Origin of the sequence: Aquitalea sp. LB_tupeE (assembly GCF_013391415.1) — a bacterium.
Taxonomy (GTDB): domain Bacteria; phylum Pseudomonadota; class Gammaproteobacteria; order Burkholderiales; family Chromobacteriaceae; genus Aquitalea.
On the sequence record NZ_JACAXB010000031.1, the window covers coordinates 60099 to 80182 of the forward strand.

General features: G+C 61.7%; 21 protein-coding genes. 15 read left to right on the top strand and 6 right to left on the bottom strand.

Features of this window, described 5'->3' with window-relative positions; translation table 11 throughout:
- Window positions 1-44 precede the first annotated feature (44 nt).
- Together HWX34_RS16180 and HWX34_RS16185 are read right to left on the bottom strand one after the other, a co-directional pair.
- Window positions 45-1073 carry a LacI family DNA-binding transcriptional regulator gene (locus tag HWX34_RS16180; protein ID WP_178973211.1) on the bottom strand — a complete coding sequence of 343 codons (1029 nt, stop codon included), beginning with the start codon at window positions 1071-1073 and terminating at the stop codon, window positions 45-47.
- Between the two features lie 90 nt (window positions 1074-1163).
- Window positions 1164-2081 (bottom strand): LysR family transcriptional regulator, encoded by a 918-nt coding sequence (locus HWX34_RS16185; protein ID WP_178973212.1) that lies wholly within the window; start codon window positions 2079-2081, stop codon window positions 1164-1166.
- Between the two features lie 113 nt (window positions 2082-2194).
- On the opposite strand from HWX34_RS16185, the gene HWX34_RS16190 reads away from it, so the two are divergent.
- Window positions 2195-2701, top strand: a complete 507-nt coding sequence (locus tag HWX34_RS16190; protein WP_178973213.1) for an SRPBCC domain-containing protein — start codon at window positions 2195-2197, stop codon at window positions 2699-2701.
- Window positions 2702-2734: 33 nt separating this feature from the next.
- Here HWX34_RS16190 and HWX34_RS16195 read toward each other — a convergent pair whose 3' ends face one another.
- Window positions 2735-3493: an SDR family NAD(P)-dependent oxidoreductase gene (locus HWX34_RS16195; RefSeq protein WP_178973214.1), complete on the bottom strand. Its 759-nt coding sequence runs from the start codon at window positions 3491-3493 to the stop codon at window positions 2735-2737.
- Window positions 3494-3627: 134 nt separating this feature from the next.
- Here HWX34_RS16195 and HWX34_RS16200 point away from each other — a divergent pair, with 134 nt between their 5' ends.
- From HWX34_RS16200 to HWX34_RS16250, 11 genes are all read left to right on the top strand, one after another.
- Window positions 3628-4551, top strand: coding sequence for a LysR family transcriptional regulator (locus HWX34_RS16200; protein ID WP_178973215.1), 924 nt, complete (start codon window positions 3628-3630; stop codon window positions 4549-4551).
- A gap of 158 nt (window positions 4552-4709) precedes the next feature.
- Window positions 4710-4928 (top strand): molybdopterin-binding protein, encoded by a 219-nt coding sequence (locus HWX34_RS16205; RefSeq protein WP_045847830.1) that lies wholly within the window; start codon window positions 4710-4712, stop codon window positions 4926-4928.
- A gap of 9 nt (window positions 4929-4937) precedes the next feature.
- Window positions 4938-5528, top strand: coding sequence for a malonic semialdehyde reductase (locus HWX34_RS16210; RefSeq protein WP_178973216.1), 591 nt, complete (start codon window positions 4938-4940; stop codon window positions 5526-5528).
- A 195-nt stretch (window positions 5529-5723) separates the two neighbouring features.
- The gene (locus HWX34_RS16215; RefSeq protein WP_178973217.1) at window positions 5724-6536 is read left to right on the top strand and encodes a MetQ/NlpA family ABC transporter substrate-binding protein; all 813 of its coding nucleotides are present in this window, start codon (window positions 5724-5726) and stop codon (window positions 6534-6536) included.
- An 11-nt stretch (window positions 6537-6547) separates the two neighbouring features.
- On the top strand, window positions 6548-7681 hold the full coding sequence (locus HWX34_RS16220) for a methionine ABC transporter ATP-binding protein (RefSeq protein ID WP_218645221.1): 1134 nt from the start codon (window positions 6548-6550) through the stop codon (window positions 7679-7681).
- A complete protein-coding gene (locus tag HWX34_RS16225; RefSeq protein WP_178973219.1) occupies window positions 7674-8327 on the top strand; it encodes a methionine ABC transporter permease in 654 nt (217 codons plus the stop codon). Before HWX34_RS16220 ends, HWX34_RS16225 begins: the two co-directional genes overlap by 8 nt.
- Window positions 8328-8341: 14 nt before the next feature.
- Window positions 8342-9547, top strand: a complete 1206-nt coding sequence (locus tag HWX34_RS16230) for an SfnB family sulfur acquisition oxidoreductase (protein ID WP_255497219.1) — start codon at window positions 8342-8344, stop codon at window positions 9545-9547.
- Window positions 9548-9559: 12 nt separating this feature from the next.
- Window positions 9560-10795 carry an SfnB family sulfur acquisition oxidoreductase gene (locus tag HWX34_RS16235; protein ID WP_178973221.1) on the top strand — a complete coding sequence of 412 codons (1236 nt, stop codon included), beginning with the start codon at window positions 9560-9562 and terminating at the stop codon, window positions 10793-10795.
- Window position 10796: 1 nt separating this feature from the next.
- Entirely contained in the window at window positions 10797-12137 is a 1341-nt protein-coding gene (locus tag HWX34_RS16240; RefSeq protein WP_178973222.1) for an LLM class flavin-dependent oxidoreductase, read from the top strand.
- A gap of 44 nt (window positions 12138-12181) precedes the next feature.
- Window positions 12182-12991, top strand: coding sequence for a MetQ/NlpA family ABC transporter substrate-binding protein (locus HWX34_RS16245; protein WP_178973223.1), 810 nt, complete (start codon window positions 12182-12184; stop codon window positions 12989-12991).
- Window positions 12992-13182: 191 nt separating this feature from the next.
- Window positions 13183-13905 (top strand): SDR family oxidoreductase, encoded by a 723-nt coding sequence (locus tag HWX34_RS16250; RefSeq protein WP_178973224.1) that lies wholly within the window; start codon window positions 13183-13185, stop codon window positions 13903-13905.
- A 23-nt stretch (window positions 13906-13928) separates the two neighbouring features.
- On the opposite strand, the gene HWX34_RS16255 is transcribed toward HWX34_RS16250, so the two are convergent.
- From HWX34_RS16255 to HWX34_RS16265, 3 genes are all read right to left on the bottom strand, one after another.
- On the bottom strand, window positions 13929-15098 hold the full coding sequence (locus HWX34_RS16255; RefSeq protein WP_304506142.1) for a sigma-54-dependent Fis family transcriptional regulator: 1170 nt from the start codon (window positions 15096-15098) through the stop codon (window positions 13929-13931).
- Entirely contained in the window at window positions 15053-16261 is a 1209-nt protein-coding gene (locus tag HWX34_RS16260) for an acyl-CoA dehydrogenase family protein (RefSeq protein ID WP_178973225.1), read from the bottom strand. Before HWX34_RS16260 ends, HWX34_RS16255 begins: the two co-directional genes overlap by 46 nt.
- Before the next feature lie 170 nt (window positions 16262-16431).
- Window positions 16432-16596: a hypothetical protein gene (locus HWX34_RS16265; RefSeq protein WP_178973226.1), complete on the bottom strand. Its 165-nt coding sequence runs from the start codon at window positions 16594-16596 to the stop codon at window positions 16432-16434.
- A 71-nt stretch (window positions 16597-16667) separates the two neighbouring features.
- Between HWX34_RS16265 and HWX34_RS16270 the strand changes: the two genes are divergently transcribed.
- From HWX34_RS16270 to HWX34_RS16280, 3 genes are all read left to right on the top strand, one after another.
- Window positions 16668-17864: an acyl-CoA dehydrogenase family protein gene (locus HWX34_RS16270; protein WP_178973227.1), complete on the top strand. Its 1197-nt coding sequence runs from the start codon at window positions 16668-16670 to the stop codon at window positions 17862-17864.
- Window positions 17865-17872: 8 nt separating this feature from the next.
- Window positions 17873-18553, top strand: a complete 681-nt coding sequence (gene ribB / locus HWX34_RS16275; RefSeq protein ID WP_178973228.1) for a 3,4-dihydroxy-2-butanone-4-phosphate synthase — start codon at window positions 17873-17875, stop codon at window positions 18551-18553.
- A gap of 241 nt (window positions 18554-18794) precedes the next feature.
- Window positions 18795-20021: an SfnB family sulfur acquisition oxidoreductase gene (locus tag HWX34_RS16280; protein WP_178973229.1), complete on the top strand. Its 1227-nt coding sequence runs from the start codon at window positions 18795-18797 to the stop codon at window positions 20019-20021.
- Window positions 20022-20084 lie beyond the last annotated feature (63 nt).

The following is a 20084-nucleotide window of genomic DNA, read 5'->3' on the forward strand; positions in this document are numbered from 1 at the left end:
TGTGGTAACGTTACCACATTTGCGTTTTAAAAAGCCCCATTGTGTTACGGGGTCAACTGCCGTGCGCTGTCGCGCATCTTGATGGTAAACGGCATCACCAGCTTGCTGCTGGCGGCCGTCTTGTGCTGCAACTGGTCCAGCAGCAATTGCGCTGCCTGGCGGCCACTGGCCTGGTAATCGTAATGCACGGTGGAAAGGCGCGGCTGCATCATGGCGGCGATATCAATATCGCCCATGCCGGCCACCGAAACGTCCTGCGGCACGCGCAAACCCAATTCCGCCAGCCGGCTGATGGCACCAATGGCCAGACGGTCGGTGGCGGCCAGCAAGGCGGTGGGGCGCTGGGGGAGTGCCATCAGTTGGTCCACGGCCTGTGCTGCGCTGGCAAAATCAAAGCCGCCTGCTGTCATCAGGGTTTCATCCGTTGCAATGCCTGCTGCTGTCAGGGCCTTCTGGTAGCCGCGTTTGCGCTCGCCGCCTACCTGAATATCGCGTGCATTCACGCCGATAAAGCCGATGCGCCGATGGCCGCCTGCCAGCAAGGCCTGGGTCAGTGCGGTGGCGGCGGCACATTCGTCCTGCAACACGCAGCTGAGCCCCAGGTCCGATGCGTCCTGACCCAGCACCACCAAGGGCCGTTGCAACATGGCAAAAGCCTGGCGCTGTTGTTCGCCCAGTTCGGCAGCCAGCAGCAGTACGCCGTTGACGCGTTGTTCCTTGAACAACTGCAGGGCCTTGAGTTCGCGCTCGGCCTGATTGTCGGTATGCGCCAGCAGCAGGCTGTAGCCCGCTGCTTCCAGCACGGCGGAAATGCCCGCCACCATGGCGCTGATGCTGTAGGAGTCGATACGGGGAATCACCACGCCCACCAGTGAGGACTGCTTGCGCTGCAAGCCCTTGGCCACGGCGCTGGGGACAAAGCCGGTGGCGGCAATCACCCGTTCGATGCGCTCGCGTACTTCAGCCTTGACATAGCCGGACTGATTCAGCACCCGTGACACGGTGGAGACAGAAGTCTGCGCCAGCGCAGCCACTTCGCGAATGCTGTTGGCAGTTTGTGGTAACGTTTCCATGTTGCGCAGGCTAACCGCAGCGCCGGGGCCTTGTCAATCAGCTTGACCGCTGTGGGGGCGGGGCCTGCTTGTGTTGACCTCTGTCCGGTTTCAGGCTGGCTGGCGCAGTCGTGCCTGCAGGAAGTCGACAAAAGCCCGCACCCGGGCTGACAGATGACGGTTCTGCGGATAGGTGATAGCAAACTGGCGTGATCTGCCGCCATGCTCTTGCATCACTTCCACCAGCTCCCCGCGAGCCAGTGCGGGCGCAGCAATGAAATGATAGGTCTGGAACAGCCCGCCCCCGGCCAGCCCCCAGCTAATGCAGCCCTGGGAATCTTCCAGCAGGCGCAGGCGGCTGTGGAATGAATGGTCCAGCGGCTGGCCATCCGGCAACTTCAGCAGCCAAGGCATGGCGCGACCGGTGCTGGGCAGGATGAATTGCAAACAGTCATGCCCGGCCAGTTCATCAATATGTTGTGGCACACCGCGCCGGGCGAGATAGCCTGGTGTGGCAAAGATGCCCAGCGAGGCATTTTCCAGCTTTTGCACTACCAGGCGGGAATCCTGCGGAGTACCGATGCGTATGGCCAGGTCGTAGCCTTCCTCGACAATGTCCACCACCCGGTTGGATAGGCTCAGTTCCAGCTCGATCTGCGGATACGCGGTGGTGAATTCCTCCAGCAAGGGCAGCAGGCGGTAATTGGCGTACAAGGTGCCGATGCTGATGCGCAGCAAGCCGCTAGGCACTTTCTGTTGGCCGGTGATAGCACGCTCGGCTGCGGCAATCTGCTCCAGGGCCTGGCGGCACTCTTGCCAGTACAGCTCACCTTCGTGGGTCAGCCGCATGGTGCGTGTGGTGCGTGCAAACAGGCGTACGCCCAGTCGTTCTTCGAGCCGCTTGATGGCACGGCTGACCGAGGCTGGTGTCAACCCCAGCACTTCTGCTGCGGTGGAAAAGCTGCGCAGCTCTGCCGCTTTGCAAAACAGGGCGATGGTGCTGATCTGGGTGGTGTCGAATGCAGGCATTTTGTTCTCTGATGTAACAAATGATGTGATTTTACCGCCATTTATGCGTTGACGTGGGGTGGGTACAGTAGCAGCCAAGCTTTTTTACCAACGACTGCCGCAAGGAAAACATCATGAGCGACATCATCTGGCCTACCGGCTATGTGCCGGGTTTTACCGACAATTACTGTTCCAATGAGGTGATTGTCACTGGCGTGACCTTAGAAAAACTGTGGGTCCTGCTGAATACACCGCAGCTGTGGCCTGGCTACTATGCCAATTCGGCCAATCCGCACTTTTACGACGGCAAGGGGCCGGAACTGGCCATGGGCGACCGTTTTTACTTTGAAACCTTCGGTTTCCCGGTGGAGGCGCAAGTGGTGGAGCACATTGCGCCAGTCCCCGGACAAGCTGCGCGCATTGCCTGGCATGGCTGGGCGGGAAGTACGGCGGAAGACAGGCTGGACGTGCATCACGCCTGGCTGATTGAAGAACTATCAGCCGGGCGCGTGCGCATCCTCACCCAGGAAACCCAGCGTGGCAAACCGGCGCAGGCACTGGCCCAAACCAGGCCCAACCCCATGATCAATGGCCATCAGGACTGGCTGGATGGCATGGTGGCGGCTGCGCGGCAGTCTTGACAACTGCCGGGGGCTGTACTCGCGAATATGTGCTTACAACATCATCCCGCCCGATGCTTCAATTCGCTGGCCGGTAATCCAGTTGCTGTCCGCGGTCAGCAGGGCGGCGATGGCGTCGCCAATATCGTCCGGCAGGCCGGCGCGGCCCATGGCGGTATTGGCGGCTATCATGGCATTCACCTGCGGATTGTCACGCGTGTGGCCGCCGCCGAAGTCGGTTTCAATGGCACCGGGTGCCAGCACATTTACCGCAATGCCACGCGGGCCCAGCTCCTTGGCCAGATAGCGGGTGAGGGTTTCCACCGCGCCTTTCATGGTGGCGTAGGCGGCATAGCCGGGGAAGCTGAAGCGCGCAAGACCACTGGAGACATTGAGGATGCGCCCGCCATCGGCAATCAAGGGCAGCAGGGTCTGGGTGAGGAAGAACACCCCCTTCAGATGCACATTCATCAGCGCATCGAATTGTTCCTCGGTAGTTTCGGCAAAACTGCCGTAAATGCCCATGCCGGCATTGTTCACCAGATGGTGAATCTGCCCGGTCTGCCATTTGTCTTGCAGCACGGTTTTCAGTTGTTCGGCAAAGGCGGCAAAGCTGCGTACATTGCCCGCATCCAGCTGTAGCGCCGCAGCGCGACGGCCCAGTTGTTCTAGCTGGCGAACCAGAGCGTCGGCTTCGTCCTGTCGGGTGTGATAAGTAAAGATGATGTCTATGCCCTTGGCGGCCAGCTTGAGTGCTGCATTCTTGCCAAGGCCACGGCTGCCGCCAGTGATGAGTGCGATGCGTTGTTGCATGGTGTTCTCCTGCTAGAGATGGGGAAGGGTATTGCCTGCCTGATGCTGTGCAGTCTATTGATAATGTTTTGTCAGATAAATGCATGATTTTTGGCTAGACTGTCCATTATTTGCCAACAATAAAGGGCCCAGTCATGAATCAACTCGACGCCATGCAGGTTTTTGTCCGCGTTGCCGAACTGTCCGGTTTTACCGCCGCCGCAGAAAGCCTGGGGCTGCCCAAGGCCACCGTCTCACTGGCCGTGCAGCAGTTGGAAAGCCTGCTGGGTACGCGCTTGTTGCACCGGACCACACGTAGTGTGCAACTGACGCAGGACGGGCAGGTGGTGCTGGAACGCAGCAAGGACCTGCTGGCCGACATGAGCGAATTGCAGCAGATGTTTCGCACAGAGCCTTCTGCCCTCAGCGGGCGCTTGCGGGTGGATATGCCGCTGGTCATTGCGCGCGAGCTGGTGATTCCGCAGCTGCCGGATTTTTTGCGTCAGCATCCGGCCTTGCAGCTGGAATTAAGCAGTACCGACCGGCGGGTGGACCTGGTGCGTGAGGGTTTCGACTGCGTGTTGCGGGTGGGGGCCTTGCTGGATTCCAGCCTGATTGCCAGGCCGGTGGGGCAGTACCGGATGATCAACTGCGCCAGCCCGCGCTATCTTGCCGCGCACGGCATGCCGCAGTCACCGGCGGATCTGGACCGGCACCAACTGGTGCACTATCTGAACAACTTTGGCGGGCGTGACCCCGGCTTTGAATATGTCGACCCGCAAGTACCGGGCAGTGTGCGGCATGTGGCCATGGCCGGGGTGCTGACCGTCAACAATTCCGAGGCCTATACCGCAGCCTGTCTGGCGGGCCTGGGCATTGTGCAGTCGCCCGAACCGGGCATGCGCAGCTATCTTGCCAGCGGACAGTTGGTGGAAATTTTGCCCGACTTTCGCCCGGCACCGATGCCGATTTCCTTCATCTATGCCAACCGCCGTCAGCTGCCGCAGCGGGTGCAGGTATTCATGAACTGGATGACCGACTTGTTGCAGTCCCACTTGCAGGACAGCGCGGCCGCATGAGGGGGCGTTGCAGATGGCCAGGAGGCAAGGTGCTAACGCAATATTGTTGGTAAGCAATGCAGTTTTTCTTGCTTAGTGTGGTGGTCCGGCTCTGATAGCGTGTCGCTTGTCAGGCAGGCGCATGACTTGCCAGCTTTCATGCACATCAAGGAGTCACCATGAGCATTCAATCCCTCAACGTCCGCAACCAGTTCAAGGGCGTGATCAAGGAAATCCTGGAAGGGCCGGTCCTGTCCGAAGTGGATGTGGAAACCGCCTCCGGCATCGTCACCTCGGTGATTACCACCCGCTCGGTGCGCGAACTGCAACTGAAAGTGGGTTCTCCGGTGATTGCCTTCGTCAAGTCCACCGAAGTGTCCATTGCCACGCTGGCTTAAGGAGCAGGCATGAGCGCCATTCTGCCCGACGCCGCACTGCAACAGCTGTTTGTGGCGGCCCGTTCCAATCACCGCTTCCAGGACAAGCCGGTGACTGACGCCACCATTCGCCAGTTGTACGACTTGCTCAAATGGGGTCCGACTGCCTTCAACGGCCAGCCTGGCCGTTACCTGTTCATCCACAGCGCCGAGGCGCGGCAAAAGCTGCTGCCCGCGCTCTCGTCCGGCAACCGCGACAAGACTGCGGCAGCGCCGCTCACCGTGGTGCTGGCCTGGGACCCGGCTTTTCATCAGCATCTGCCTGCGCAGTTTCCGGCTTACGACGCCAAGGGCTTTTACGATGGCCTGCCGCAACTGGTGGAACCGCATGCGCGGCTGAACGCCAGCCTGCAAGCGGCCTACCTGATTCTGGCTGCCCGTGCCCTGGGGCTGGACGCCGGGCCGATGGCCGGCTTTGATGCCGCGGCGGTGGACGCCGCCTTCTTCCCGGATGGCCAATGGCGCAGCCTGCTGGTAGTGAACCTGGGCTATGGCGTGACCGAAGGTTTGCCCGCGCGCGGGCCGCGCCTGGAATTCGAGCAGGCTGCTGCCATCGTTTGAGTCTTGCTCCGGTTGAGTCCAACACAGCACCCATATGAAAATATGGGTGCTATTTGTTGTTAATTGCGGTTATTTATCTTTATTTTTGATATTTAACGGCGATTTAATTGGTTTGTTGATGCATGCCAGATGGTTAGTCTGTCCCCTGAATGTGCTGCCCACCCACTAGCGGCAGCCACCATCAGGGAGTCTGCAATGCAGCCATCAAGAATCAAATCCTCACGCTGGGGCAGGGTGCTGGCCACGCTGTTGCTGGCTGTCAGCTCACTGGCCGTGGCCGGTCCCAACGGTATCAAGGTAGGGGTATCCTCCACCCCGCAAATCGAATCGCTGCAAATCGCGGTGAAGGAAGCCAAGGCCCAGGGCCTGAATGTGGAGCTGGTGGAGTTTTCCGACTGGAACACGCCCAATGCCGCCTTGGCCAATGGCGATATCGACGTCAATTACTTCCAGCACATTCCGTTTCTGGAAAACGCCAAGAAGCAGGGCGGTTACGACTTCGTGCCGATTGCGCCCGGCACCATCATGAAAATCGGCCTGTACTCGCACAAATGGAAATCCTTTGCCCAGATTCCTACAGGCGGGAAGGTGGCCATTGCCGGTGACCCGGTGAATGGTGGCCGTGGCTTGCTGCTGCTGGAAAAAGCCGGGCTGATCAAGCTCAAGCCCGGCCTGGGCTACAAGGCCACCATCCAGGACATCGTGGCCAATCCGCGCAAGTTGCAAATCGTGCAGCTGGAAGCCTCGCAGCTGGCGCGCTCGCTGGATGATGTGGACCTGGCGCAAGGCTACCCGTCCTTCCTCAAGCTGGCGGGCGACAACCCGGACAATGCCTTGTTGTTTGACGGGCTGGAAAACAGGATTTACGCCCTGCAATGGGTGGTGCGCAAACAGGATGTGAACAATGCGCAAATCCGCCGCTTCATCACTATCTATCAGCAATCAAAGCAGGTGCGCGCCTCGCTGGACAAGGTGTTCGGCAAACTGTACGCCCCGGCCTGGCTATGAGGGAGAGGCGCATGAATGCATTGGCAGAGGCAATACGGCCTGAAGAGGTGGAAGCCGGCCCGGCCTTGTGGCAGCGGGAGGTGGAGGCCGTGGGCGAGGCGCTGGTCAGCTTTCGGCAGGTGGGACGTCAGTTCCAGGCTGGCGGGCGCAGCGTGCAGGCCTTGCAGGAGGTGAGCTTTGACATCCGGCAAGGCGAAATCTTCGGCATCATCGGGCGCAGTGGTGCGGGCAAGTCCACCTTGCTGCGCACCATCAACCGGCTGGAGTCGCCCAGCAGTGGCCAGGTGCTGGTGGCAGGCAAGGATTTGTCCGGCCTGAACGAAGCCCAGCTGGCGCAGGCGCGGCGTGGCATCGGCATGATTTTCCAGCATTTCAACCTGCTGTCCTCGCGCACGGTGGCGCAGAACATCGGCCTGCCCCTGAAGATAGCCGGGCTGCCGCAGGCCAAGATTGACGCCCGCGTTGACAGCCTGTTGCAACTGGTGGGGCTGGAGGGCAAGCGTGATGTTTATCCGGCCCGTCTGTCTGGTGGGCAAAAACAGCGGGTGGGCATAGCCCGCGCACTGGTGCATCAGCCGGAATTGCTGCTGTGCGACGAAGCCACCTCGGCGCTGGACCCGGAAACCACCCAGTCCATTCTGGCGCTGCTGCGCGACATCAACCGTCAACTCAAGGTCACCGTGGTGCTGATCACCCACGAAATGGCCGTTATCCGCGAAGTATGCGACCGCGTGGCCGTGCTGGAAGCAGGCAAGGTGGTGGAACTGGGGCCGGTATGGCAGGTGTTTGGTGCGCCGCAAGCTGATGCCACCCGCGCCTTGCTTGCTTCGCTGAATCATGAACTGCCCGCCGATGTGGCGGGGCGCATTGTGGCGGAACCGGCTACGGCGCAGGCGGAATTGCTGCTGGATGTACGGCTGGATGGCGTCAGCGGGCAGGACCCGGCGCTGGGCCCGCTGGTGGCAGCCTTGGGGCCGGCCACCCGCCTGCTGCATGGCGGCGTGGAACGCATACAGGGCAGGGCACAGGGCAGGCTGGTGCTGGCCTGCGCACCGCAGTCGCGCAACCGGCTGGGCGATCTGGCCCGTCAGCTGGCCATTCCGGCTGGCAATATCCGCATTCTGGGGTACGTCGACCATGCCTGATTCTTTCGATCTGTATCTGACTGCCGCCTGGCAGACCTTGCAAATGGTCAGCGTATCGGCGCTGGTGTCCGCCATTTTCGGCCTGGCGCTGGCCTTGCTGCTGGTGACCACCGGCCCGGGCGATTTGTACGCCCGGCCCTGGCTCAACCGGGGCGTGGGTAGTGTGGTGAATGCGTTCCGCTCGGTGCCTTTCATCATTCTGCTGGTGGTGCTGCTGCCCTTCACCCGGCTGGTGGTGGGCACCACCATTGGCGTGTGGGCGGCGGTGGTGCCGCTGTCGGTGGCGGGTATTCCGTTTTTTGCCCGCATTGCCGAAGTCAGCCTGCGTGAAGTGGACCGCGGGCTGATTGAAGCGGTGCAGGCCATGGGCGGGCGCAAGCGCGATGTGCTGTGGCATGTGCTGCTGCCCGAAGCCCTGCCGGGCATCGTGTCCGGCCTCACCATCACCCTGGTGGCGATGATCGGCTCCTCGGCCATGGCTGGTGCCGTGGGGGCCGGTGGCCTGGGGGACGTGGCCATCCGCTATGGCTATCAGCGCTTTGATACCCAGGTGATGGTGTCGGTGCTCATCGGCCTGGTGGTGCTGGTCAGCGTGGTGCAGACCGCCGGTGACGTGTTGGCACGTCGTCTCAATCATCGTCAATGAAGCGAAAACCATTCATGACTCAACAAGCAATCTTGCAAGAGGCCGCGCTGATCCGCAGTGATGCCGAAGCACTGGAAGTGGCGCGCCAGCTGGCGGCCGAATTTGCCGTGGAAGCCGGTGTGCGCGACCGCGAGCGCCGCCTGCCCTGGGCCGAGCTGGCGCGGTATTCCGCCAGTGGCCTGGGGGGCATTACCGTACCGCGCCAATATGGCGGTGCCGGGGTCAGCTTGCTGACACTGTCGCGGGTGTTCCGCATCCTGTGCGCGGCCGACCCATCGCTGGGGCAGATACCGCAAAACCACTTTGCCGTGCTGGAACTGTTTCCCCTGTTGGCCACGCCTGCCCAGTTGCGTTTCATTTACAGCGAAGTGCTGTCCGGGCGGCGTCTGGGCAATGCCGGGCCGGAAAAGGGCAAACAGCCCATGCAGCAGCTCAGTACCCGTTTGAGCCGCGAGGCCGACGGGCTCTACCTCAGCGGCCAGCGCTTTTATTCCACCGGTGCCTTGTTTGCCGACTGGATTCCCACCCGCGCCCGCGATGAATCCGGCCTGACCGTGCAAGTGCTGGTGCCACGGCATGCGCCGGGCGTGGAGGTGATTGACGACTGGTCCTCGTTCGGTCAGCGCACCACGGCCAGCGGCAGCGTGCGCTTTGAGCGGGTGCGGGTAGAGGAGGCGCAGCTGCTGCCGGTATGGCAGCTGGCGGACCGCCCCAATCTCACCGGGCCGATTTCGCAGCTGATCCAGGCATCCATCGATGCCGGTATTGCCGAGGCGGCGCTGCGCGATGCCATTTTGTTTGTGCGCGAGCATGCCCGGCCCTGGCTGGATTCCGGCGTCAGCCGTGCCAGCGACGACCCCTATGTGATTCAGGCGGTGGCGCGCTTGCAAATCGACCTGCATGCGGCACAAGAAGTACTGGACGATGCCGCCCGCACGCTGGACCAGCTGCGCACGGGCGAGGTGACGGATGCCATCAGCGCAGAAGCCTCTATTGCCGTGGCCGAAGCCAAAGTGCTGACCACCGAGATTGCCCTGCAAGCCAGTGAAAAGCTGTTCGAGCTGGCCGGTTCGGCCTCCACCCGTGCGCGCCACCAGCTGGACCGTCACTGGCGCAATGCCCGCGTGCACACCCTGCACGACCCGGTACGCTGGAAGTATCACGCCATTGGCAATTACAGCCTGAACGGCGTGTTTCCGGCACGCCATCAATGGAATTGAAAGGAGAGCAGCATGAGTGAAGTGGCTGCAGTGCGCCCGTTGCAGGGCCAGCAGGCCAAGCCGCTGGCGGTCCACCGTATCACCAGCGATGAAGAGGCGCTGCAACTGGCCCATCACTGGGCTGGCGAATTTGCTCGTGATGCCGCCCGGCGCGACAGCGAGCGCATCCTGCCCTGGGCCGAGCTGGAAGGCTATAGCCAGAGCGGGCTGTGGGGCATTACCGTGCCGCGCAAATATGGTGGGGCCGGGGTGTCCGCCGTGACGCTGGCCGAGGTGATTGCCACCATCAGCGCAGCGGACGGCTCGCTGGCGCAGATTCCACAAAACCATTTCTACGCGCTGGAAGTACTGCGCGTGGGCGGCAGCGCAGAACAAAAGCGTTTTTTCTACGGCCTGGCACTGAATGGCGTGCGTTTTGGCAATGCGCTGGCCGAAATCGGCCACAAGGACTACCAGCGCCGCACCCGCCTGACGCCGGAGGGCAAGGGCTATCGTGTCAGCGGGCAGAAGTTTTACTGCACCGGCGCGCTGTATGCGCAGTGGATTCCCACCCTGGTGGTGGATGACAACCAGGACAGCTATCTGGCTTTCATCCCGCGTGACAGTGCCGGGGTGGAGATTACCGACGACTGGGATGGTTTTGGCCAGCGCGTCACCGGCAGTGGTTCGGTCAGCTTCAGCCAGGTATGGGTGGAACCGGAGTGGATTGTCCCGTTCAAGGCCTCGTTTGACCGGCCCACCCCCATTGGCCCGTTTGCCCAGATCCTGCATTGCGCCATCGACCTGGGGCAGGCGCGCGGAGCCTATCAGGAAGCCCTGCACTATGTGCGCGAGCATGCCCGGCCCTGGATAGATTCCGGCGTGGACAAGGCCAGCCGCGACCCGCTCTTGCTGGAGCGGGTGGGCAATCTGCGGGTGCGCTTGCGGGCGGCCGATGCCTTGCTGCGCCGCGCCGGACGGGTGCTGGATGCGCTGCAGGCACAGGCCTTCCCCGATGCCCGCAGTGTGGCTGAGGCCTCGGTGGCGGTGGCGGAGGCCAAGGTGCTGACCACGGAAGTGTCCTTGCAGGCGGGCAGCCAGTTGTTCGAACTGGCCGGCACCAGCGCCACGCTGGAAGCGCGTAATCTGGACCGCTACTGGCGCAATGCCCGCGTACACACCCTGCATGACCCGCTGCGCTGGAAATTCCACGCCATCGGCAATTACGTGCTGAACGATGTGCTGCCGCCGCGGCACGGAGCGCTGTGACATGGCGAAAAAACAGATTCTGCTCAACGCCTTCAACATGAATTGCGTCGGCCATATCAACCACGGCCTGTGGACCCACCCGCGTGACAACTCGGTGGACTACAACACTCTGGGCTACTGGACCGAGCTGGCCAAAACGCTGGAGCGCGGCCTGTTCGACGGCCTGTTCATCGCCGACATCATCGGTGTTTACGATGTGTACCAGCAGTCGATAGACCTCACCGCCCGCGAAGCCATCCAGCTGCCGGTCAACGACCCGCTATTGCTGGTACCGGCCATGGCCGCGGTGACCCAGCATCTGGGTTTTGGCGTCACCTCCAATCTCAGTTACGAACCGCCGTATCTGTTTGCCCGGCGCATGTCCACGCTGGACCACCTCACCGGTGGCCGCGCGGGCTGGAATATTGTCACTGGTTATCTGGACAGCGGTGCGCGCGCCATGGGCCTGCTGACCCAGGACGAACACGACCAGCGTTACGACCGTGCCGATGATTATCTGGAGCTGCTGTACAAACTGTGGGAAGGCAGCTGGGAGGACGAGGCAGTGCGGCGCGACAAGGCGGCGCGGGTGTTTGCCGATGCCAGCCGCATCCATCGCATCAGCCATCAGGGGCCGTTCTACCAGCTGGATGGTTACCACCTGTGCGAGCCTTCACGCCAGCGCACGCCGGTGCTGTTTCAGGCCGGCAGCTCAGACCGAGGCCAGCAGTTTGCCGCCCGTCACGCCGAGGGCATCTTCATTGCCGCGCAGGACAAGGACAAGACGCGCCAGCTGGTACAGGACATCCGCCGTCAGGCGGTGGCCGCCGGTCGCCGTGCCGACGATGTGAAAATCTTCATCGGCATTGCCACCGTGGTGGGGCAGACCCAGGCCGAAGCCCAGGAAAAATTTGACGACTACTGGCAGTACGCCAGCCCGGAAGCAGGCCTCGCCCACTTCGCCAGCAGCATCGGGGTGGACTTCAGCCGTTATGGTCTGGACGACCCGATTGAATACGGTGGCAGCAATGCCATCCAGTCCGCCGCCAACCAGCTGACCCGGCGCAAGCTGCTGGAACGTTTCCGGCTGGGCAGTCGTTACCCGACACTGGTAGGCGATGCCGCCAGCGTGGCGGACGAGCTGGAAAGCTGGGTCAACGAGGTGGGCGTGGATGGCTTCAACCTGTCCCGCACCGTCACGCCGGAAAGCTACGAAGACTTTATTGACCTGGTGATTCCGGAGCTGCAAAACCGCGGCAGTTACAAGACGGCCTATGCCGAAGGCAGCCTGCGCCACAAGCTGTTTGCCGAGGGCGACCGCTTGCCCGCCCGCCATGCCGCAGCGGCTTACCGGCCACGCTGAAGCGACAGAAAATCAAAACAACATCACACACTCAAGGGAAAATCATGAAACTTCACCAGAAGAAACTGGGCGCGCTGGCGCTGGTCGGCCTGCTGCTGGCACAAGGCGCACTGGCCGCCGCATTGAAGATTGGCGTGACGCCCGGTGCTTATGCCGACTCGGTGCAAGTAGCGGCACAGGAAGCGAAAAAGCAGGGGCTGGACGTGGATGTAGTCGAGTTTTCCGACTGGACCACCCCCAATGTCGCCTTGGCCAGCAAGGATCTGGACGCCAATTACTTCCAGCACCAGGCCTTTCTGGACAATGTCATCAAGAGCCAGGGCTATCATTTCAAGCCGGTAGGCCTGGGCATTCTGGCCAATATCGGCCTGTATTCCAGCCGCATCAAGCAGTTTTCCGAGCTGAAAACCGGTGCCAAGGTGGCCATTGCCAGCGACCCGATCAATCAGGGGCGTGGCTTGCTGTTGCTGCAAAAAGCCGGGCTGCTGAAGCTGCGTGACGGCGTGGGCGCCCGCGGCAAGCTGAGTGATATTGTCAGCAATCCGCGCAAGCTGGAATTTGTGGAAGTGGAAGGGCCGCAACTGGTGCGGGTGGTGAATGATGTCGATCTGGCGCAGGGCTATCCGCACTTCATCGTGGCGGCCCATGCTTTTGACCCCGGCAGCGCGCTGATCTTCTCCGGCAAGGATGACGAGCAATATGCACTGCGTTTTGTTGCCCGCGAAGACAATGCCCGTGACCCGCGCCTGTTGAAGTTCGTGCAGATCTACCAGAATTCACCGGCCGTGAAGGCGCAGATTCGCAAGTCCTACGCCAATAACGACAAGCTCTACAGCCTGGCCTGGCAAAAATAGCCTGCAGCTGATTCATCCATGACAAGGCATTGCTGCGACAATGCCTTTTTTGCGTCGCTAGCCCTGGTTTTTCCAAGAAGTTTCTGACGATATTTACAGATTTAGTCGTTTTTTAAACAGGAAATAGCTTGCATTAACACTGCCTGCACAGCTTTAGCATCAGTTTTTTCACTGAAAGCAGGAGCAAGGCGATGCAAGACCAAACATTGCAGGGGCAAACCGTGGTGGTGGTGGGCGGCAGTTCTGGGCTGGGACTGGCTGCCGCACAGGCTGCTGAGCAGGCCGGGGCGCATGTGGTGATAGGCGGGCGTCAGCCTGAGCGCTTGCAGCAGGCACTGGCACTGCTGGGGCAGTCAGCCCGTGGCTGGCCGGTGGATATGCTGGATGTGACATCCATCAAGTGTTTTTTTGACCGCATCCCCAGGCTGGACCACCTGTTGGTGACTGCCGCCGTGCTCAGCCCGGGGCGGCTGGTGGAGTCGGATCTTGCAGATTTGCAGCGCAATCTGGACAGCCGCTTCTGGGGCAGTGTGCATTGTCTGCGTGCCGCCTTGCCGCGCATGGCAGAGCAAGGCTCCATCACACTCACCTCCGGCATGGTGGTACAGCGGCCACAGCCGGGCAAGGCCATGGCGGCGGTGGCTGCTGCGGCGGTGGAAACCCTGGCACACAGTCTGGTGCGCGAGCTGGCACCGCGCCGCATCAATGTCATCAGCCCGGGCCCCATGGAAACCCCCTTGCTTGCTGCCGCGCTGGGGGATGATGCGGCACGCTTGCAAGCATTGGCTGCCGGCTTGCCGCTGGGGCGCTTGGGGCAGGCTGAAGAATTTGCCGACGCGGCGCTGTTCCTGATGCATAACCGCAGCATGAACGGCGAAGTGCTGCACTTGCATGGCGGCGCGGCCTGGGCCTGAGTTTTCCCGGACTGACTGTATTCCTAGCGCAGCGCGCTGATTTCCCCCAGGCGGATCAGCCGCGCGCGGATGATGTTGCGGCTGATGCCCAGCAAACGGGCGGCCTGCACCTGGTTGCGGTGGCAATAGTTATACGCCGCGCGGATGATGGTGCTTTCGATATCTTCGTACAGATTGCTGCCATTGGTTTCAAACAGGGCTTGCAAGGCCTGTTGCAACTGCTGGTGTCCTTCGTCTGCGTCCTGGCTTGTGAGCGCAGGGTTTGATGGTGCGCTGCTACGTTCGTTGCGACGGTTCAGTTGCAAGGATGACAGCTGCAAATCATCGCCACGCACGACATTCTGCTTGCAGATCAGCAAAGCATGGTGGATGACGTTTTCCAGTTCACGGATGTTGCCCGGCCACGGGTGTTGCAGCAGTTTGCGCTCGGCATCGGCATGCAGGGCGACATCGCCATAGCCCAGGCGCTGGCGGTATTCGTCGACAAAATGCCGGGCCAGCGGCAGGATGTCGCCGGGGCGGTCGCGCAGGGCGGGCAGGGCCAGATGGGCCACCCGCAGGCGGTAGAACAGGTCCTCGCGGAAATGCCCGGCGGCTACCGCTTCTTCCAGCCGCACATTGGTAGCGGCAATCACCCGCACATTGATGGGAATGGGCTTGCGCGAACCCAGCCGCACCACCTCGCGCTCCTGCAGGATGCGCAGCAGCTTCACCTGAATGTTCAGCGGCAAGTCACCGATTTCATCCAGAAACACCGTGCCGCCATTGGCGGCCTCGAACCAGCCGGGTTTGGCGGCAAAGGCACCGGTGAATGCGCCTTTTTCATGGCCGAACAATTCGCTTTCCACCAGCGATTCGGAAAACGCGCCGCAATTGACGGCCACGAAGGGCTGGTCCGCCCGTTGGCTCAGCGCATGCACATGACGGGCAATCAGTTCCTTGCCGGTACCGGTTTCGCCGATGATCAGCACATTGGCGTCGCTGGGGGCAATCAGCTGTATCCGGGCCAGCAGGGCGGTGGACAGTGGGTCCTCGAACACCTGTGCCGTGGCGCGGATGGAGGTGGTGAGGCTTTGCCGGTTAGGCAGGGTGATCAGGGGCATGGCCGGGCCTTGTGCTGGCTCGGCCCTGCGGGCCGATGCGGGTTTCAGGAATAAAACGTCGGTGTCGGATAGTTGCGAATCAAAGCCCATTCCCCTAACTCCTTTAATTTGTAATCAACCGGATCGTGCAAGGTGTGGGTGCGCAAGTTACGCCAGTGCCGGTCCAGACGCAGTCCGGCATGGGTGGCGCGCGCGCCGGTGACCTCGAACATTTGACAGGCCAGGTTCAGGCCCATCCGGGTGGCGGCCACCTTGGCCGCGGCAATGTGCATGGCCACTTCGCCACGCTCGTCCTGTGTCAGTGCCTCGCCGCGTGCCAGCGCGGCCACCATGCTGTTGCCGGCACGGTCGGTGAGGGCGCGCACGCTTTCCAGCCCTACCCAGAACTCGCCGTAATGGCCCAGGATGTAAGGGTCTTCGTGGGTGTGGTCCACTTGTGCCGCCCGCCAGGGGCGCGCCTCGTGCAAGGTGTAATGGCGGGCTTCCTCGAATGCACCTTCGGCAATGCCAAGATAAATATTGGTGAGAATCAGCTGCGCCAGCAGTGGCCGCAGGCAGGAGCGTGGCGTGGTGAGCGGGCCGGGCTTGTCCAGCACTTCATTGTGTTCGATACGCACTTTTTCAAAGTTCACGCTGCCGCTGTCGGTCTGGCGCTGGCCGATATTGTTCCAGTCCTGCTGCACGCTGATGCCGCTGCGGCCGGTTGGAATGGCGGCCACCACCAATTGTCCGCTGTGCTGCTGACGGGCGGAAACCACCAGCATTTGCGAATCCAGCGCACCGGAGCAAAAGCTTTTCTGTCCGGAAAACTCGTGCCAGCCGTCAAAGCGCCGGCTGATGGTGCGTTCATCCAGCGGGTTGAGCGCATTGCCCCAGAACCAGTTTTGCCGGGTGGTGATTTCATGCCAGGGCTGCCATTGCTCCGGCTGGCCGAACAGCTCGACGGTGGCCAGCATCAGGTGGTGGAAGGCAAACACATGCGCCACCGAACTGTCGACCTTGGCAAATTCACGTACCACCAGCAAGGTTTGTTGCCAGTTGGCACCCAGGCCACCCAGCTCGCTGGCAATGGACAGACCCAAGAGCCCGCTGGCGCGAATGGCGTCGCGCTCTGCTTTGGGGGTGCCGCCAGCGTGGTCGCGCTCTGCTGCGGTAGCCGCAAACTGACTGGCCAGTTGCTGCGCCAGCAGCAGGGCCGAAGCTGGAGTGCTGGCGGTGGGCGGGGGGGCCAGCAGGTGGTGGGGCAGGTTCAAGCGTTCATCCTTTTATACGGTGTGCTGTCTGACACATTGAGGGCAGTTTTAACCGCCCCAATCAGCAGCTGTAAACCAAGGATTTATCAGGAATATATGCAGAATTCGAATTAGCAGCAGATCGCGGCCAATATCCGTTTTTTAATATTGCTGCTGTGGCAGCACCGTGTTTATTGACTGCTGGGCAGGCAGCAGCGCTGATGAATGAATTGCTGCTGTAGCAGCAATAACTGGCCGGATTCAGTATGAATGAGGCGGAATTGGCTGGCATGCAATCTGCTAATTATCTCTGGCAAAACCGCATCCGGTTTAATTTCCGCCGCAGGTAATTTCATGCTTATTCATTCATTCAGCAGCAAAAATGTTTCACTTGGCCACCAGCAGCGTCGCCAGAGCGGGAGGCTGCATGGCTAGTCCATCCATTACGCCGTCATCCATTGCACCCGACAGTCCGCTGGCCATTGCCCGCGAACTGGCCAGCCGTTTTGCCCGCACGGCCGTGGCGCGTGACCAGCAGGGTGGCACCCCCAAGGCCGAGCGCGATGCCTTGCGCGACAGCGGCCTGCTGGGCCTGATCATCCCGCGCGAATTCGGTGGCCTGGGCGAAAGCTGGGCCTCCACCTTGCAGATTGTGCGCGAACTGGCGCGGGTGGATAGCTCGGTTGCCCATGTATTTGCCTTTCAGCACTTGCTGCTGGCCACAGCCCAGCTGTTCGGGCGGCCTGATCAGTGGCAGCCCTGGTTTGAGCAAACCGTGCGTGAACGCTGGTTCTGGGGGAATGCGCTCAATCCGCTGGATACCCGTACGCTGGCCACGCCGGATGGCGAGGACTACCGCTTTCATGGTGACAAGAGCTTCTGCTCCGGTGCCACTGATTCCGACATCCTGCTGGCTTCGGCCTTGCGCGCCGGGCAGGGCGGTTTGCTGATCGCCGTGATTCCCACCCGTCGGGAAGGCGTGCACATTCATCAGGACTGGGACAATATCGGCCAACGTCAGACCGATAGCGGCTCCGCCCGGTTCGAGCAAGTGAGGGTGCGGCAGGATGAGCTGCTGCTGCAACCCGGCCCGCTGTCCACGCCGCGCGCCTGCTTGCGCCCGCTGATAGCCCAGCTGATCCTCACCAATATCTATCTGGGCATTGCCGAAGGTGCGGTGGCCGAAGCTCGGCGCTACACGCTGGAGCAGCGCCGCCTGTGGCCCGCCTCGCTGGCAGCGTCTGCCAACAAGGACCCTTACACCTTGCTGCATTACGGCGAATTCCAGGCTGCACTGGAAGGCGCACGCTTGCTGACCGACCACGCAGCCCACCAGCTGGATGAGGCCTGGCAGCAGGGCGATGCGCTGGATGAGGCCGGCCGCGGCCAGCTGGCCTTGCAGATTGCCGCCGCCAAGGTGCATGCCAGCCGCAGCGGGCTGGACCTGACCAGCCGCATTTTCGACGTGACCGGTGCGCGCGCCACCAGCGCCGCCCTGCGGCTGGACCGTTTCTGGCGCAATTTGCGCGTGCACAGCCTGCACGACCCGCTGGATTACAAGCTGCAAGAGCTGGGTGACTGGGCACTGAATGGCCAGTACCCGACCCCCTCGTTTTACTCCTGAGACTCAAGATGACCCAGAACCTGCAAGCAGTTGAAGACGATTTTGACAGTGTGGAACAAGTCATTGCCGCCATTGCCGCCGGTGGTTTTGCCGTGGTGGTGGATGATACCGACCGCGAGAACGAAGGCGACCTGATCATTGCCGCCGAGAAAATCACCGCGCAACAAATGGCCTTTCTGGTGCGCTACAGCAGTGGCGTGGTGTGCGTGGCGCTGACCGGCGAGCGGCTGGACCAGCTGCAACTGCCGCTGATGGTAAGCAGCAATAATGAATCGCAGCGCACGGCATTCACCGTGACGGTGGACTACCTGCACGGCACCAGTACCGGCATCAGCGCAGCCGACCGCGCTGCCACGCTGCGGGCATTGGCAGACAGCCGTATTCCGGCCAGCGACTTTGCCCGACCGGGGCATATCTTCCCGCTGCGCTACGCGCCGGGCGGGGTGCTGGCGCGTCCGGGCCATACCGAGGCAGCGCTGGACCTGTCGCGGCTGGCCGGGCTGGCCCCGGCCGGAGTGCTGTGCGAAATCGTCAATGACGATGGCAGCATGGCGCGCCGCCCCGAGTTGCTGAGCTTTGCCCGTCAACACGGCCTGCCCATCATCACCATTGCCGACCTGATTGCCTACCGCGAACGTACCGAAATGGCGGTGCTGGACGCCGCTACCCCTGTGGGCGTACCAGCCTGATCCGGCTTTGCCGTTCTGCCAGAAACACCCGCCACGGCGGGTGTTTCAGTTTGCGTTTGCTGGAATGGCAGCAGCTGTGCAGCAAGGCTGCTGCTGGCGGCTCAGCATTCTTGTGTGGGTAAATTTTGCAAATCATTGAAATTTAACAAAAAAATGGCTGGCATGCTGTTTGCAAAGAGATGGAGGTTCATTTCGCCATCCCGCTGTCTGTCTCTGACTGGCAGCCCACAAGGAAAGCACCATGAGTAGCGCCGTACTGGAAACCTCTCATCCTGTCAGCACACCGGATAGCGTGCCGGTGATTCGTAGTGATGCCGAAGCCCTGCAAGTGGCACGTGCACTGGCACCGCAACTGGCCGAGCAGGCCGCACTGCGCGACCAGCAACGCAAGCTGCCGTTTGACGAGGTGGAATTGTTCTCGCGTAGCGGCCTGTGGGGCATTACCGTACCGCGCACCTTTGGTGGTGCCGAGGTGTCCGCCGTCACGCTGGCCGAGGTGATTGCCATCATTTCCACAGCAGACCCGTCGTTGGGGCAGATTCCGCAGAATCACTATTGCCTGGTTGAGGACATCCGGCTGGAAGGCAGCCCGGAGCAGCAGCGTTATTTCTTTGAGCTGGTACTGCGTGGCCAGCGTTATGGCAATGCCTTTTCCGAAGCCGGTGGCAAGACGGTGCTGGATATCCAGACCACCATCCGCCGCGATGGCGACGAGTATGTGCTCAATGGCCGCAAGTTCTACGCCACCGGCGCGCTGTATGCGCACTGGGTGCCGGTGCTGGCAGTAAATGAAGAAGGCAAGGCCTTGTTGGCCTTTGTCGAGCAAGGCACGCCGGGCCTGACCGTGGTGGATGACTGGAGCGGCTTTGGCCAGCGCACCACGGCCAGTGGCACGGTGATTGCCGAGCAGGTGCGCCTGAGGCCTTTCCAGATTTTCTACACCCACCGCTCCTACGACCGGCCCACTTTTGCCGGGCCGTTCGCCCAGATCACCACTGCCGCCATCGACCTGGGCATTGCCCGCGCCGCGCTGGCCGATACCGTGGATTTTGTGCGCCAGCAGGCACGCCCGTGGATAGACAGCGGGGTGGACCGGGCGGCGGACGACCCGCTGACCATTGTCGCCATTGGCGATCTGCAATACCGGCTGGTGGCGGCAGAAGCACTGCTGGAGCGGGCTGGCCGCTTTATCGATATTGCCAAGGCCGAGCCGACCGAAGACACGGTGGCCGAAGCGGCCATCGCGGTGGGGCTGGCCAAGATTGCCACTACGGAAATTTCGCTGCTGGCCGCCAGCAAGCTGTTTGAACTGGGTGGCAGCAAGGCCACGCAGGGCCGCTTCAATTATGACCGCCACTGGCGCAATGCCCGCGTGCACACCCTGCACGACCCGGTGCGCTGGAAGTACCACGCCATCGGCAATTACACGCTGAACGGCATCAAGCCGGCACGGCATTCCTGGAACTGATCAGCACGCATGCGGCCCGCCCGGTGCGGGCCGTCGGAGCCACCATGCTTATCCGCCATATCG